Source organism: Enterobacter sp. K510 (assembly GCF_055804875.1).
In genome coordinates this window covers 143709-158491 of record NZ_JBNRLQ010000005.1, presented here as the reverse complement: position 1 = coordinate 158491, position 14783 = coordinate 143709, and the positions used below count along the sequence as shown (strand labels likewise).

The 14783-nt window shown below is 58.7% G+C and carries 13 protein-coding genes; 9 read left to right on the top strand and 4 right to left on the bottom strand.

Annotated elements, in window-relative coordinates:
* The first annotated feature begins 27 nt into the window (after positions 1-27).
* Complete coding sequence (locus ACQUTD_RS10495; protein WP_473275270.1) at positions 28-909, top strand: ROK family protein; 882 nt, start codon at positions 28-30, stop codon at positions 907-909.
* Between the two features lie 14 nt (positions 910-923).
* Here the strand turns inward: ACQUTD_RS10495 and selB are convergent, their stop codons facing one another.
* From selB to ACQUTD_RS10480, 3 genes are all read right to left on the bottom strand, one after another.
* Entirely contained in the window at positions 924-2771 is a 1848-nt protein-coding gene (gene selB / locus ACQUTD_RS10490) for a selenocysteine-specific translation elongation factor (protein WP_473275273.1), read from the bottom strand.
* A complete protein-coding gene (gene selA, locus ACQUTD_RS10485; RefSeq protein ID WP_473275276.1) occupies positions 2768-4156 on the bottom strand; it encodes an L-seryl-tRNA(Sec) selenium transferase in 1389 nt (462 codons plus the stop codon). The genes selB and selA overlap by 4 nt, the downstream gene beginning before the upstream one ends.
* Before the next feature lie 92 nt (positions 4157-4248).
* The gene (locus ACQUTD_RS10480; RefSeq protein ID WP_318374233.1) at positions 4249-4857 is read right to left on the bottom strand and encodes a glutathione S-transferase; all 609 of its coding nucleotides are present in this window, start codon (positions 4855-4857) and stop codon (positions 4249-4251) included.
* Between the two features lie 513 nt (positions 4858-5370).
* On the opposite strand from ACQUTD_RS10480, the gene ACQUTD_RS10475 reads away from it, so the two are divergent.
* The 8 genes from ACQUTD_RS10475 to trmL all read left to right on the top strand — a co-directional run bounded on the left by ACQUTD_RS10475 (position 5371) and on the right by trmL (position 13934).
* Positions 5371-7278 (top strand): PTS mannitol transporter subunit IICBA, encoded by a 1908-nt coding sequence (locus ACQUTD_RS10475; RefSeq protein ID WP_473275281.1) that lies wholly within the window; start codon positions 5371-5373, stop codon positions 7276-7278.
* 103 nt (positions 7279-7381) lie between these two features.
* On the top strand, positions 7382-8530 hold the full coding sequence (mtlD, locus tag ACQUTD_RS10470) for a mannitol-1-phosphate 5-dehydrogenase (RefSeq protein ID WP_473275282.1): 1149 nt from the start codon (positions 7382-7384) through the stop codon (positions 8528-8530).
* Positions 8527-9117: a mannitol operon repressor MtlR gene (gene mtlR / locus ACQUTD_RS10465; protein WP_072571067.1), complete on the top strand. Its 591-nt coding sequence runs from the start codon at positions 8527-8529 to the stop codon at positions 9115-9117. Before mtlD ends, mtlR begins: the two co-directional genes overlap by 4 nt.
* Positions 9118-9176: 59 nt before the next feature.
* Positions 9177-9539, top strand: a complete 363-nt coding sequence (locus ACQUTD_RS10460) for a YibL family ribosome-associated protein (protein ID WP_318362560.1) — start codon at positions 9177-9179, stop codon at positions 9537-9539.
* Positions 9540-9816: 277 nt separating this feature from the next.
* A complete protein-coding gene (gene lldP, locus ACQUTD_RS10455; protein ID WP_473275287.1) occupies positions 9817-11472 on the top strand; it encodes an L-lactate permease in 1656 nt (551 codons plus the stop codon).
* Positions 11469-12212 (top strand): transcriptional regulator LldR, encoded by a 744-nt coding sequence (gene lldR / locus ACQUTD_RS10450; RefSeq protein ID WP_473275290.1) that lies wholly within the window; start codon positions 11469-11471, stop codon positions 12210-12212. The genes lldP and lldR overlap by 4 nt, the downstream gene beginning before the upstream one ends.
* 26 nt (positions 12213-12238) lie before the next feature.
* A complete protein-coding gene (gene lldD / locus ACQUTD_RS10445; protein WP_321988256.1) occupies positions 12239-13423 on the top strand; it encodes an FMN-dependent L-lactate dehydrogenase LldD in 1185 nt (394 codons plus the stop codon).
* A 37-nt stretch (positions 13424-13460) separates the two neighbouring features.
* Complete coding sequence (trmL, locus tag ACQUTD_RS10440; RefSeq protein ID WP_072571062.1) at positions 13461-13934, top strand: tRNA (uridine(34)/cytosine(34)/5-carboxymethylaminomethyluridine(34)-2'-O)-methyltransferase TrmL; 474 nt, start codon at positions 13461-13463, stop codon at positions 13932-13934.
* A 2-nt stretch (positions 13935-13936) separates the two neighbouring features.
* On the opposite strand, the gene cysE is transcribed toward trmL, so the two are convergent.
* Positions 13937-14758, bottom strand: coding sequence for a serine O-acetyltransferase (gene cysE, locus ACQUTD_RS10435; RefSeq protein WP_072571061.1), 822 nt, complete (start codon positions 14756-14758; stop codon positions 13937-13939).
* Between the last annotated feature and the right edge of the window lie 25 nt (positions 14759-14783).

Here is a 14783-nt window from a genome sequence, read left to right as displayed (position 1 = left end):
CTGAGCGGTTATCACAGGAAAAAAACTATGCAGTATTTTATTGGTTTTGACGTGGGTGGTACACACATCAAGCACGGCGTGATTGATGAGAATGGCGAGGAACTGACCTCGGACGAGTACGACACGCCGGAAGACGTTGAGACGTTTAAGCAGAAATGGCAGGCGGTGGTTGAGGGCTATCAAAAGGAGCACGACATCGTCGCCGTTGGCATCAGTTTCCCCGGATACATCAACATCCGTACCGGCGTTGCCATGAAAGCCGGAGCGCTGGACTTTATGGACGGCATTAACCTGCGCGAGCTGTTTGCGGAACTCAGCGATCTGCCGGTGATTGTCGAGAACGATGCCAACTGTGCCGCGCTGGGCGAGCGCTGGCTGGGTGCGGCGCAGGATTACGACAACGTCGTCTGTATCACCGTCGGCACCGGTATCGGCGGCGGCATTATCTTTGACGGCGAACTGTATCGCGGATCGCATTTCCGCGCCGGCGAGTTTGGCGTGATGCCGGTCGGTAACGACGGCGAATGCATGCATGAAGTGGCGTCCGCCAGTGGTCTGATGGAAGCCTGCCGCCGTGCGCTGGCGCTGTCCGCCGAAGAGATGCCTCACGGCAAAGAGATTTTCGAACGTATGGACAGTGACGTGCATCTGCGCGAAGCCGTTAATCAGTGGGCGCGCTTTCTGTCGCGTGGCATTTACAGCGTGATTTCCATGTACGATCCGCAGGTCGTGCTGATTGGCGGCGGGTTAAGCGAGCAGGAGAAAGTTTATCAACTGCTCGATCGCCATCTGGAAACCTTCGAGATGTGGGAATTTCTGAAAGCGCCCATCCTGCCGTGCAAGCTGGGTAACCAGGCGGGCAGGCTCGGCGCGGTATGGCTGGCAAAACAGCAGGTTAAAGCCGGGTAAAAACCCGGCTGGATTCAGCTATTTTCCGGGAACAGCTGTGCATCCCGCAGCAGATGGTCGTTGCCGCGTCGGCGGGTAAAGCCGATGCGGTCAAAATATTCGAGGATCTGGATCGCCAGCTTACGCCCGACGTTCAGCCGATCGCGGAAATCTGCTGCGCAGGTTGATCCCCGCGCCTGATCCAGTTCGCGGATCATACTGGCAAAGGCGACGATCCGATCGTTACGGTAATAGCGATCTTTGACGATCGCCGTTATCAGTCCCTGCTGCGCCGCCTGTCGTAATACACTCCGCATTAACTGCTCATCCGTGCCCGTTTCCCGCGCCAGATCGCGTACCCACCAGGGTTCATCAGCAAACAGCGGTGCCGCACGCTGCCAGATCGTCGCCTGCTCTTCGGTAAAACCGGCTTTGTGTTCCGGCAGATGCAGCCAGCCATGATGGCTGGCAATGTCGCCGCTTTCCCGCATCCGCTCGATTAACGTCAGCACCAGCGCGTCGTCTTCCATCGGCAGCGCCATGCGCCGCAGACGCTCGCGTCCGGGGCCGGGCTCGTCTTTATGCTGTTCGTGATAGGTTGCCAGGGTGTCGAGCAGTTTGCGCTGCCAGCCTGCGGCCACTGCTGCGCTCAGTACGCTATCCCCCGACTGGATCAGCCCGTCATTGCGGGTTAAGGCGTCAATTCCGCTGCGGCTTAACTGCCGCGCCCAGCCGAAGCGGCTCAGGGAGACGGCACCGCGGATCAGGTGCGCCGCCAGCGCGCTGGCATCGTCCTGCGCGGCGGCAAGCGTGGCGAGCCAGTCCAGATACGCTGTTTTACGTTTGCCACGGCGGGGCGGATCGAGCATCACCACCCGCGCGCCAGCCAGCGTGATACGCGCCGAAATATCACGCAGCACCAGCCGATCGTTATCCGCCAGCCACAGCGGGCTGTCGAGCACCAGCTCGGCCAGATCGTCGGTCAGCAGCGAGACGCGGCCGGTGATATGGCTGGCGGCATGGTGAATATGTAATGGCTGCCACTGCGTCAGGGGCGTATGACTTTGCAGCGCCACGATAACGCGGGACGACGGCTCCGACGCCGCCTCGCTGAGCAACCAGTCGCCGCGGTTAAGCGCCTCTTTTTCAGCATCGCCGGTAATGTTCAGGGCGATACGCTGCCCGGCGATTGCATGATCGACCGGCTGGTTTTGCGCATGCAGACCGCGCACGCGCATGGGTTTGTTGATGCCGGTCAGCCACAGGGTATCGCCGGTGCGCACCTCGCCCGACAGCGCCGTGCCGGTCACCACCAGCCCTGCGCCCTTCACGGTAAAGGCGCGGTCAATCGCCAGCCGGAAACGCTGATGCTGCACGTGTTCCCGCTCCGGGAGATGGAGCAGATGCTCGCGCAGTTCATCGATGCCGCGTTGGGCGGTCGCGGCGGTGATAAATAGCGCCGCGTCGGTAAAGCCGTATTCACGCAGCGTGGCGCGCACCTCGTCCTGGACGGCGGCAATGCGCGCCTCGTCCACCCGGTCGGCTTTGGTCAGCGCCACGGTCAGGGTTGGCTGGCCGGTCAGCTGCAAAATCGCCAGATGTTCGCGGGTCTGCGCCATCACGCCATCATCACAGGCCACCACCAGCAGCGCGTGATCGATACCGCCGACGCCTGCCAGCATATTGGCGAGAAACTTTTCATGGCCCGGCACATCAATAAATCCTGGTACGCGGCCATCAGCCTGCGGCCAGTAGGCATAACCCAGATCGATGGTCATGCCGCGCTTTTTCTCTTCCGGCAGGCGGTCGGCATTTACACCGGTGATCGCTTCCAGCAGTGTCGTTTTGCCGTGATCCACATGTCCGGCGGTGGCAATAATCATTTCAGTAACATCTCCAGAAAACGGGTTTCGTCCTCAAGACAGCGTAAATCGAGCCACAGGCGGCCATCGGTGATGCGGCCAATCACCGGGACTTCACCTGTGCGCCATTGCGCCGCGAGCGTTTCAAGCCTGCTGCCGCGCCCGTCCTGCGGGGTGAAGGTCAGGGCCACGCTCGGCAGCCGATCCACCGGCAGGGAACCGCTGCCAATCTGCGACAGACAGTCTTCGATCTGCACATGGAAGTCAGAAAAATGCGCGGCCAGTACCGGCTGAAGTTTTTCCGCCAGGGCGCGGATCGTCGCGGTATCGCGGGTCAGCAATCGCAGCGTCGGCAGATCCTGCGTGAGTTTTTCCGGATGCAGGTAGAGGCGCAGCGTGGCCTCCAGCGCGGCGAGGGTCATCTTGTCTGCCCGCAGCGCGCGTTTTAACGGGTGCTGTTGCAGACGGGCAATCAGCGCTTTTTTGCCGACGATGATCCCGGCCTGCGGGCCGCCGAGCAGTTTATCGCCGGAGAAGCTGACCAGGCTGATGCCCGCGGCGATCAACGCCTGCGGCATGGGCTCTTTCGGCAGGCCGTACTGGCTGAGATCCACCAGCGAGCCGCTGCCTAAATCCACCACCACCGGCACGTCCCGCTCGTTGCCAATAGCTACCAGTTCCGCTTCGTCCACGGCTTTCGTAAAACCTTCGATCTGATAATTACTGGTATGCACTTTCATCAGCAGCGCAGTATTGTCGTTGATGGCCTGACGATAGTCTTTCGCGTGGGTGCGGTTAGTGGTGCCGACTTCATGCAGCTCGCAGCCTGCCTGGCGCATGACGTCCGGAATGCGAAATGCGCCGCCAATCTCCACCAGCTCGCCGCGCGACACCACCACTTCCTGGCCGCTGGCCGTAGCCGCCAGCATTAACAGTACCGCCGCCGCGTTGTTATTGACGATACAGGCGTCTTCCGCCCCCGTCAGACGGCACAGCATGGCGGCCAGCGCGCTGTCACGATGTCCGCGCCCGGCACCATCCAGATCGTACTCCAGCGACACCGGAGAACGCATCGCCTGTGCCACCGCCTCGATCGCCGCTTCCGCCTGTAATGCCCGCCCGAGATTGGTGTGCAGCACGGTGCCGGTCAGGTTGATCACCGGACGGATAGCGCTCTGCTGCTGATGGTGAAGATGCTGACGTGTGGCCCCGGCCCAGTCAGCGCTCCAGTCCGGCAGCGTCTGGCTGTCGTGAATGGCGGCGCGGGCCTCGTTCTGCAACAGGCGCAGCGCCTCCACCACCCGCGTATGGCCAAAAGTTGCTAACAGCGGGCGGAAGGCGTCATCACGCAATAAACGGTCGGTTGCCGGGATCTGGCTGAACAGGGAACGATTTTCAGGGGTCATGACACTGCCTTGCTGTGATTGGCCCCTCCGTCGGGAAGGGGTCGACGTGAGGGGATTGTACAGCGTCTTTGCTCAGGCTGTCATAATGCGTATCAAGCCTTTGGCGGTTCGGTGCGGGCAAAGCTTTCGCGCTGGAAGAGCGTTTCCACCAGCTTCACCAGCTGCGGACGCTCCACGCACCAGCCCGGCGACACGCGGCGGAAATTCAGATAGCCAATCGCACAGGCGACAGCGATGTTCGCCAGATCGAGGGACTGCGACTGCAACACGCCGTTGGCGGCGTATTGTTCCAGGGCATCCAGCGCGCGGCTGATTTTTTCCCGCTGGCGCACCAGTTCGCTTTCCGACTGCTGTGCTGCCGGACGGGCCTGCTCGCGCACGGAGGTCAGCGCCGCATCCATAATGCCGTCCGCCAGCGCTTCCAGCTGGCGCACCCGTAATGCCGCTTTCGCATCGGTGGGCAGCAATGCAGGCGCCATACCCAGCTGTTCCAGATATTCCGCAATAATGGGGGAATCAAACCAGGTTTCGCCGTCATCAGTCACCAGCGCGGGTACTTTACCAAGCGGGTTAAATTGCGAAACGCCATTCTCTGCGTTATAGGGCATTTCGTTGATGAATTCGAAGGTGATGCCTTTTTCCAGCAAGATCACGGAAATCTTCCGCACGAAGGGGCTGGTGTAGCTGCCAATCAGTTTCATGGCCGTGTCCTTAATCGCCTGTGAAGAGATAATTATGGCCCACCGCCGCACAAAAGGCAGGGGCGCTTTCATAAATGTGAAAAGTCTGTTCCGTAAGGTGTCGGCGGTGTAAGGAAGTTACATCTGCCGTCTGCGTCTACATCACAGTTTGCCTTTGATCACAGTCAGAAAACTCCTGACAAAAATATCTTGTGATTAAGATCACAAATAAATAACAAAGTCATGAAACGCAAATGTGATTAACATCACATTAACAGCCATTCTGCGTCGATTTTTTCGGCGGTGTTCTTTTTTTACACCACTGTTTTGTGAAGTTGATCACGCCTTATCCCCGGATACACCCTATGTTTATGTGATTCAGATCACACCAAAGGGCGCTATCTGGACAGAAAGACGATTCGGTGCCAGATTTCGCCTCACACACATCATGGGTCCGGCTACCTCTGCCGCCACATTAACAACAAACCTCGGGCTTCCGGCCTGTGCGCTAGCAAACATAAGAAGGGGTGTTTTATGTCATCCGATATCAAGATCAAGGTGCAAAGCTTTGGTCGGTTCCTTAGCAATATGGTAATGCCCAACATCGGCGCGTTTATCGCCTGGGGTATTATTACTGCACTCTTTATTCCGACAGGATGGTTACCTAACGAAACGCTGGCGAAACTCGTCGGCCCGATGATTACTTATCTGCTGCCGCTGTTGATCGGTTATACCGGTGGTCGTCTGGTTGGCGGCGAGCGTGGCGGCGTGGTCGGTGCTATCACCACCATGGGCGTTATCGTGGGCGCAGATATGCCGATGTTCCTCGGCGCGATGATTGCCGGTCCGCTGGGCGGTCTGTGCATCAAGAAATTTGATGCCGCGGTAGATGGTAAGATCAAATCCGGTTTCGAAATGCTGGTGAATAACTTCTCCGCCGGCATCATCGGTATGATCCTCGCCATTCTTGCCTTCCTCGGCATTGGCCCGGCGGTTGAAGTGCTGTCTAAGGCACTGGCTGCGGGCGTTAACTTCATGGTTGTCCATGACATGCTGCCGCTGGCGTCCATCTTTGTTGAACCGGCGAAAATCCTGTTCCTCAACAACGCCATCAACCACGGTATCTTCTCGCCGCTGGGTATTCAGCAGTCTCACGATCTCGGCAAGTCTATCTTCTTCCTGATCGAAGCAAACCCGGGTCCGGGTATGGGCGTGCTGCTGGCGTATATGTTCTTCGGTCGCGGCAGCGCGAAACAGTCTGCGGGCGGTGCGGCAATCATCCACTTCCTGGGTGGTATCCACGAAATTTACTTCCCGTACGTGCTGATGAACCCGCGTCTGCTGATTGCGGTGATCCTCGGCGGTATGACTGGCGTGTTCACCCTGAGCGTGCTGGGCGGCGGTCTGGTGTCTCCGGCGTCTCCGGGTTCTATCCTGGCGGTGCTGGCAATGACGCCGAAAGGTGCCTATTTTGCTAACCTCGCGGCAATCTTCGCAGCGCTGGTCGTCTCTTTCGTTATCTCCGCCATTCTGCTGAAAACCAGCAAAGTGAAAGAAGACGACGATATTGAAGCCGCAACCCGTCGCATGCAGGACATGAAAGCCGAGTCCAAAGGCGCCTCTCCGCTGACTGCGGGCGAAGTGTCCAACGACCTGAGCCATGTGCGTAAAATCATCGTCGCCTGTGATGCCGGTATGGGCTCGAGCGCCATGGGCGCAGGCGTGCTGCGTAAGAAAGTGCAGGATGCGGGGCTGACTAACATCTCCGTGACCAACAGCGCGATCAACAACCTGCCGGGCGATGTTGACCTGGTGATCACGCACCGCGACCTGACCGAGCGTGCGATGCGCCAGGTGCCGCAGGCGCAGCATATTTCGCTGACCAACTTCCTCGACAGCGGCCTGTACACCAGCCTGACTGAACGTCTGGTTGCCGCACAGCGCCACGTGCAGAATGAAGAGAAAGTGCGCACCAGCCTGCAGGACAGCTTCGACGAAAGTAACAGCCACCTGTTCCGTCTGGGCGCAGAAAACATCTTCCTGGGCCGCACGGCGAGCACCAAAGAAGAAGCCATTATTTTTGCCGGTGAGCAGCTGGTAAAAGGCGGCTACGTTGAGCCGGAGTATGTGCAGGCGATGCTGGATCGCGAAAAACTGACCCCGACCTATCTGGGTGAGTCCATCGCCGTGCCGCACGGTACGGTGGAAGCGAAAGACCGTGTTCTGAAGACCGGCGTGGTATTCTGTCAGTATCCGGAAGGCGTGCGCTTCGGTGATGATGCCGACGACATTGCCCGTCTGGTTATCGGTATCGCCGCCCGTAACAACGAGCACATCCAGGTGATCACCAGCCTGACCAACGCGCTGGACGACGAATCTGTGATTGAGCGCCTGACGCACACGCAGAGCGTTGAAGAAGTGCTGGCCCTGCTGAACAAGTAAAGGTACGCCCTTTTCCCTCTCCCATTGGGAGAGGGTTAGGGTGAGGGGAATTCGCCTCCTCACCCCAGCCCTCTCGGGTAAAAACATTGATGAAGGTAATTCTATGAAAGCATTACATTTTGGCGCAGGTAATATCGGACGTGGTTTCATCGGCAAACTGCTGGCGGACGCGGGGATTGAGCTGACATTCGCCGATGTGAATCAGGCAGTGCTCGACGCCCTGAATGCCCGTCATAGCTATCAGGTTCACGTTGTCGGTGAAAATGAACAGGTGGACACTGTTTCCGGCGTTAACGCGGTCAACAGCACTGGCGATGAAGTCATCGATCTCATCGCGCAGGTGGATCTGGTGACCACGGCGGTTGGCCCGGTGGTGCTGGAGCGTATTGCTCCTGCCATCGCCAAAGGTCTGTCAAAACGTAAAGCCCAGGGTAACGACACGCCGCTGAATATCATCGCCTGTGAAAACATGGTGCGCGGCACCACGCAGCTGAAAGGCCACGTGTTTAACGCGCTGGCGGAAGAGGATAAAGCCTGGGTGGAAGCGCATACCGGCTTTGTGGACTCCGCTGTAGACCGTATCGTGCCGCCGTCGGCCTCCGCTACCAACGATCCGCTGGAAGTCACCGTGGAAACCTTCAGCGAATGGATCGTCGACCAGACGCAGTTCAAAGGTACGCCGCCGAATATTCCGGGCATGGAACTGACCGATAACCTGATGGCCTTCGTGGAGCGTAAGCTGTTCACCCTGAACACCGGCCACGCCATTACCGCCTATCTCGGCCAGCAGGCCGGTTTGCAGACTATCCGTGATGCCATTCTCGACGAGAAAATCCGTACTGTGGTAAAAGGTGCGATGGTGGAAAGCGGCGCAGTGCTGATCAAACGTTATGGCTTTGAAACGCAGAAACACGCCGCCTATATCCAGAAAATTTTGGGTCGTTTCGAAAACCCCTATCTGAAAGATGATGTGGAGCGCGTTGGCCGTCAGCCGCTGCGTAAACTGAGCGCGGGCGATCGCCTGATCAAGCCGCTGCTGGGCACGCTGGAATACGACCTGCCGCATCACAACCTGGTGCTGGGTATTGCCGCCGCGATGCACTATCGCAGCGAGCAGGATCCGCAGGCGATTGAGCTGGCGCAGTTGATTGAAGAGAAAGGCCCGCAGGCGGCTCTGGCACAGATTTCCGGGCTGGACGCGGCGAGCGACGTCGTGACCGAGGCCGTTAACGCGTACAACGCAAAGGCATGATGCCAAACCCGGCGCGGAGCTTTCCGCGCCCGAACAACAGATTGTCGGATATGCAGGCAATAATGGAAGAAACCCAGGCCTTTGAAAACCGTGTGCTTGAGCGTCTTAATGCAGGCAAAACCGTACGCAGCTTTTTGATCGCCGCCGTCGAGCTACTGACCGAGGCGGTGAACATTCTGGTGCTTCAGGTTTTTCGCAAAGACGATTACGCGGTGAAATATGCCGTTGAGCCGCTGCTGGACGGCAACGGCCCGCTGGGCGATTTGTCGGTGCGTTTGAAACTGATTTACGGGCTTGGCGTCATCAGCCGCCCGGAATACGAGGACGCCGAGCTGCTGATGGCGCTGCGGGAAGAGCTGAATCACGACGGCAACGAATACGCTTTCACCGACGACGAGATCTTGGGCCCCTTCGGTGAGCTGCACTGCGTCGCCGCCCTGCCCCCCGCGCCGCAGTTTGATCTCAGCGATGCCGATCTCTATGCCATGCAAAAGCAGCGTTATCAACAGGTTGTACGTTCCACCATGGTGCTTTCCCTGACAGAGCTGATCTCCCGCATCAGCCTGAAAAAAGCCTTTCAGAAGTAACCGCCCGCGGTTTAGTGTATCCTTAGCGCAATATCTCCCCGATTCAGAGTCCAATTGTCATGAAAGAAGTTGAAAAGAGTGAAATTAAACGCCTGAGCGATCGCCTTGACGCTATCCGCCACCAGCAGGCTGATATTTCGCTGGCCGAAGCCGCCGATAAATACGCCGAGCTGGAAAAAGAAAAAGAGACGCTGGAAGGCGAAATCGCCCGTTTGCGCGCCCTGCACGGGCATAAGCTGAGCAAAGAAGCGCAGAAACTGGCGGATATGCCGTTCCGTCGCGCCATCACCAAAAAAGAACAGGCCGACATGGGCAAGCTGAAAAAAAGCGTGCGTGGCCTGGTGGTGGTGCATCCAATGACCGAATTAGGTCGCGAAATGAAGTTGACCGAGATGACCGGCTTTTCGAAAACCGCATTCTGATCCCCTGCTTTCTGGCCTCTCCCCATATGCGGGAGAGGTTTTTATCTGCGCTTCCCTTCTGATGTGGTCCTACCAATCCTGCCCCTGAGTCCTGTTCCGCTCACAGATATATCATTTCCTGTCACACATGCATTGCCAGTCAATAACATTTGGTTAACCATTCATTGTCATTAACCCTACAAACCTTAACTGGCAGGGCCACTTTTACAGACAGTGTGACGCGCAGACGAGCGCAGACTCGCCGCGCGACAGGATAAATGGCCCTCAGGAGATCTTCATGAGCCTCTGGCAACAAAATTACGATCCGGCAGGGAACCTGTGGCTGTCGAGCCTTATCGCCTCGTTACCGATCCTGTTTTTCTTTTTCGCCTTAATTAAGCTCAAGCTGAAAGGCTACGTCGCCGCCAGCTGGACGGTTGCCATCGCGCTGGCCGTTGCCCTGTTCTTCTACGATATGCCGGTGGATAACGCCCTCGCCTCGGTGGTGTACGGCTTCTTCTATGGCCTGTGGCCGATTGCGTGGATCATCGTCGCGGCGGTCTTTGTCTATAAAATCTCGGTCAAAACCGGCCAGTTTGAGATCATTCGCTCGTCCATTCTCTCCATTACGCCGGACCAGCGCCTGCAAATGCTGATCGTCGGCTTCTCGTTCGGGGCCTTTCTGGAAGGGGCCGCGGGCTTTGGCGCGCCGGTCGCCATTACCGCCGCGCTGCTGGTGGGGCTGGGCTTTAAACCACTGTATGCCGCCGGGCTGTGCCTGATCGTCAACACCGCGCCGGTGGCGTTTGGCGCGATGGGTATTCCCATTCTCGTGGCAGGCCAGGTGACCGGCCTCGACAGCTTTGAAATCGGCCAGATGGTGGGCCGTCAGCTGCCGTTCCTGACCATCATCGTGCTGTTCTGGATCATGGCGATTATGGACGGCTGGCGCGGCGTGAAGGAAACCTGGCCTGCGGTGATCGTGGCGGGCGGCTCCTTTGCCATCGCCCAGTACCTCAGCTCTAACTTTCTCGGGCCGGAACTGCCGGACATTATCTCCTCGCTGGTCTCGCTGGTGTGCCTGACGCTGTTCCTGCGCCGCTGGCAGCCGGTGCGCATTTTCCGTTTTGACGACGTAAATGCCACCACGGGCGATGCCGCCGTTACGCCGAAATATTACTCCCGCGGTCAAATCATACGTGCCTGGTCGCCATTCCTGTTCCTGACTGCCACCGTCACCCTGTGGAGCATTCCGCCGTTCAAAGCGCTGTTTGCCCCTGGCGGCGCGATGTATGACTGGGTGATTAATATCTCCGTGCCGTATCTGGATAAGCTGGTGGCGCGTATGCCGCCGGTGGTGAGCGCGGCCACGCCTTATGCGGCGGTGTATAAGTTTGACTGGTTCTCCGCCACCGGCACGGCCATTCTGTTCGCGGCGCTGATCTCCATCGTCTGGCTGCGTATGAAGCCGAAAGAGGCGCTTTCCACCTTCGGCAGCACGCTGAAAGAGCTGGCGCTGCCGATCTACTCCATTGGTATGGTGCTGGCGTTCGCGTTTATCTCCAATTATTCCGGGCTGTCCTCGACGCTGGCGCTGGCGCTTTCCCATACCGGCAGCGCCTTTACCTTTTTCTCGCCGTTCCTCGGCTGGCTGGGGGTGTTCCTGACCGGCTCCGATACCTCATCGAACGCGCTCTTTGCTGCCCTGCAGGCGACCGCCGCCCAGCAAATTGGCGTCTCGGATGTGCTGCTGGTGGCGGCGAATACCACCGGCGGCGTGACCGGCAAAATGATTTCGCCGCAGTCTATCGCCATCGCCTGCGCGGCGGTGGGGCTGGTGGGTAAAGAGTCCGATCTGTTCCGCTTTACTGTTAAACACAGCCTGATTTTCACCTGCATGGTGGGTGCGATCACTACACTTCAGGCATACGTTCTGACCTGGATGATCCCATGATAGTGATGCCCGTGCGTCTGTCCGACACCATCGCCGATCGCTTACGTGCGCTGATAGACGAACAGCAGCTTGAGCCGGGGGCGCGTTTGCCCGCCGAGCGCAAACTGGCCGCCGAGCTGGGCGTCTCCCGCAATTCCCTGCGGGAGGCGATTGCGAAGCTTATCAGCGAAGGCGTGCTGCTCAGCCGACGCGGCGGCGGCACCTTTGTGCGCTGGCCGCAGGAAGACTGGTCAGAGCAAAACATTGTCTACCCGCTGAAAACCCTGATGGCAGACGATCCGGACTACAGCTTCGATATTCTGGAAGCCCGTCATGCCATTGAGGCCAGCACCGCCTGGCACGCCGCCCTGCGCGCCACCGCTGCGGATAAAGAAAAAATTCAGCTCTGCTTTGACGCCACCCTGAGCGATGACCCGGATCTCGCTTCGCAGGCGGACGTGCGCTTTCACTTAGCCATCGCCGAAGCTTCGCACAATGTAGTGCTGTTGCAGACCATGCGCGGCTTTTTCGATCTGCTGCAACTGTCAGTGAAACAGAGCCGCCAGCGGATGTATTTCGTGCCGCCGGTGTTCGCGCAGCTCACCGAACAGCATCAGGCAGTGATGAACGCGATTATGGCCGGTGACGCCGACGGCGCGCGTAAAGCGATGATGCTGCATCTGGAATTTGTGCATACCACCATTAAACGATTCGATGAAGATCAGGCCCGCCAGGCGCGTATCACCCGTCTGCCCGGTTAACCCAATAAACTGTCAGGGAGAAACCCATGATTATTTCCGCCGCCAGTGATTACCGCGCCGCCGCGCAGCGCATCCTGCCACCCTTTCTTTTCCATTACATCGACGGCGGTGCCTACGCGGAATATACGCTACGCCGCAACGTGGAAGATCTCTCGCAGGTGGCGCTGCGTCAGCGCGTGCTGAAAAACATGTCCGATTTGAGTCTGGAAACCACGCTGTTTAATGAAAAACTGTCGATGCCGGTGGCGCTGGCTCCGGTCGGGCTGTGCGGCATGTACGCGCGGCGCGGCGAAGTGCAGGCGGCAGCGGCTGCCGATGCGAAAGGCATCCCTTTCACCCTGTCGACGGTATCCGTCTGCCCGATTGAAGAGGTCGCCCCGACCATTAAGCGTCCGATGTGGTTCCAGCTGTACGTGCTGCGCGATCGCGGCTTTATGCGTAACGCGCTGGAGCGCGCCAAAGCGGCAGGTTGTTCAACGCTGGTGTTTACCGTGGATATGCCGACGCCAGGCGCGCGTTACCGGGACGCCCATTCCGGCATGAGCGGCGCCAACGCGGCGATGCGCCGTTACTGGCAGGCGGTGACGCATCCGCAGTGGGCGTGGGATGTCGGCGTCAATGGCCGTCCTCACGATCTGGGCAACATCTCCACCTACCTCGGCAAGCCGACCGGGCTGGAAGATTATATTGGCTGGCTGGCGAATAACTTCGATCCATCGATTTCCTGGAAAGACCTGGAGTGGATCCGCGAATTCTGGGACGGCCCGATGGTGATCAAAGGGATCCTCGATGCAGAAGATGCGCGCGATGCGGTGCGCTTTGGCGCAGACGGCATTGTGGTATCGAACCACGGCGGCCGCCAGCTGGACGGCGTGCTCTCGTCTGCCCGCGCGCTGCCCGCCATTGCCGATGCGGTGAAAGGTGACATTGCGATCCTTGCAGACAGCGGCATTCGTAACGGGCTGGACGTGGTGCGAATGATTGCGCTCGGCGCGGACACCGTGCTGCTGGGCCGTGCCTATCTGTATGCGCTGGCGACCCACGGCCAGGCAGGGGTGGCGAACCTGCTTAACCTGATCGAAAAAGAGATGCGCGTGGCGATGACGCTGACCGGGGCGCGTTCTATCAGCGAAATCAGCCGCGACTCGCTGGTGCAGAACGTTGAGCATGAATCGGTGTTTGCGCCGGTGAAAACAGGCGATGCCGCCTGATTTTTGCTATGCTGCCCGCCATTATTGAGGGGGCAGCATGCTGAACATCGTCTTATTCGAACCTGAAATCCCGCCGAATACCGGGAACATTATCCGCCTGTGTGCCAACACCGGGTTTCGCCTGCACATCATCGAGCCAATGGGCTTTACCTGGGATGACAAGCGTCTGCGCCGCGCCGGGCTGGATTATCATGAATTTACCGCGGTGGTGCGTCACGCTGACTACGCCGCTTTTGTGGCGGCGGAAAATCCGCAGCGGCTGTTTGCCCTGACAACCAAAGGCACGCCAGCCCACAGCGCGGTGAGTTATCAGGACGGGGATTATCTGATGTTTGGTCCGGAGACGCGCGGTCTGCCTGCCGCAATCCTGGATGCGCTGCCCAAAGAGCAGAAGATCCGCATCCCGATGATGCCGGACAGCCGCAGCATGAACCTGTCTAATGCCGTCTCCGTGGTGGTGTATGAAGCCTGGCGTCAGCTTGGCTATCCGGGCGCGGTACTGCGCAGCTAGCGTTAAATACCGTCGCCGTACTCGAAGCGGTGATTCGCGCCGTTAAAATGCTGATCCATATCCATCGCGGGTTTGTCTGACTCCGGCTTGCCGACAATGCGGGCCGGTACGCCCGCCACTGTGGTGTGCGGCGGCACCGGTTGCAGCACCACCGAACCCGCGCCAATCTTCGCGCCGCGCCCGACTTCGATATTGCCGAGAACTTTAGCCCCGGCGCCAATCATTACGCCTTCACGGATCTTCGGATGGCGATCGCCGCTGGTTTTGCCGGTCCCGCCGAGCGTGACCGACTGCAAAATCGAAACGTCGTCTTCCACCACTGCCGTTTCCCCCACCACAATGCCGGTGGCATGGTCGAGCATAATGCCGCGGCCAATCTTCGCTGCCGGGTGAATATCCACCTGGAAGGACACCGATACCTGATTTTGCAGGAAAATCGCCAGCGCGCGGCGGCCCTGATTCCACAGCCAGTGACCGATGCGGTAAGACTGCAGGGCGTGAAAACCTTTCAGGTAGAGCAGCGGCGTGGAGTATTTATCCACCGCCGGATCGCGGGTGCGCACCGCCTGAATATCGCAGGCGGCGGAGGCGATCATTTCCGGATCGGCGGCGTAGGCTTCTTCCACCACTTCACGAATGGCGATGGCGGGCATGATTGGCGACGCGAGTTTGTTCGCCAGCATATAGCTCAGCGCGCTGCCGAGGTTTTCGTGTTTGAGTAAAGTCGCGTGATAAAAACTGGCCAGCATTGGCTCACAATCGGCCAGCGCCCGGGCTTCGGCTTTAATATTATTCCAGACGAGATCCAGTTCTTCACACGGCATTGCATACTCCAGGCGAAATAAAATG

Coding starts and splice junctions, on each gene's coding strand:
- ACQUTD_RS10495 (WP_473275270.1), top strand. CDS start 28: ATGCAGTATTTTATTGGTTTTGACGTGGGTGGTACACACATCAAGCAC.
- selB (WP_473275273.1), bottom strand. CDS start 2,771: ATGATTATTGCCACCGCCGGACATGTGGATCACGGCAAAACGACACTG.
- selA (WP_473275276.1), bottom strand. CDS start 4,156: ATGACCCCTGAAAATCGTTCCCTGTTCAGCCAGATCCCGGCAACCGAC.
- ACQUTD_RS10480 (WP_318374233.1), bottom strand. CDS start 4,857: ATGAAACTGATTGGCAGCTACACCAGCCCCTTCGTGCGGAAGATTTCC.
- ACQUTD_RS10475 (WP_473275281.1), top strand. CDS start 5,371: ATGTCATCCGATATCAAGATCAAGGTGCAAAGCTTTGGTCGGTTCCTT.
- mtlD (WP_473275282.1), top strand. CDS start 7,382: ATGAAAGCATTACATTTTGGCGCAGGTAATATCGGACGTGGTTTCATC.
- mtlR (WP_072571067.1), top strand. CDS start 8,527: ATGATGCCAAACCCGGCGCGGAGCTTTCCGCGCCCGAACAACAGATTG.
- ACQUTD_RS10460 (WP_318362560.1), top strand. CDS start 9,177: ATGAAAGAAGTTGAAAAGAGTGAAATTAAACGCCTGAGCGATCGCCTT.
- lldP (WP_473275287.1), top strand. CDS start 9,817: ATGAGCCTCTGGCAACAAAATTACGATCCGGCAGGGAACCTGTGGCTG.
- lldR (WP_473275290.1), top strand. CDS start 11,469: ATGATAGTGATGCCCGTGCGTCTGTCCGACACCATCGCCGATCGCTTA.
- lldD (WP_321988256.1), top strand. CDS start 12,239: ATGATTATTTCCGCCGCCAGTGATTACCGCGCCGCCGCGCAGCGCATC.
- trmL (WP_072571062.1), top strand. CDS start 13,461: ATGCTGAACATCGTCTTATTCGAACCTGAAATCCCGCCGAATACCGGG.
- cysE (WP_072571061.1), bottom strand. CDS start 14,758: ATGCCGTGTGAAGAACTGGATCTCGTCTGGAATAATATTAAAGCCGAA.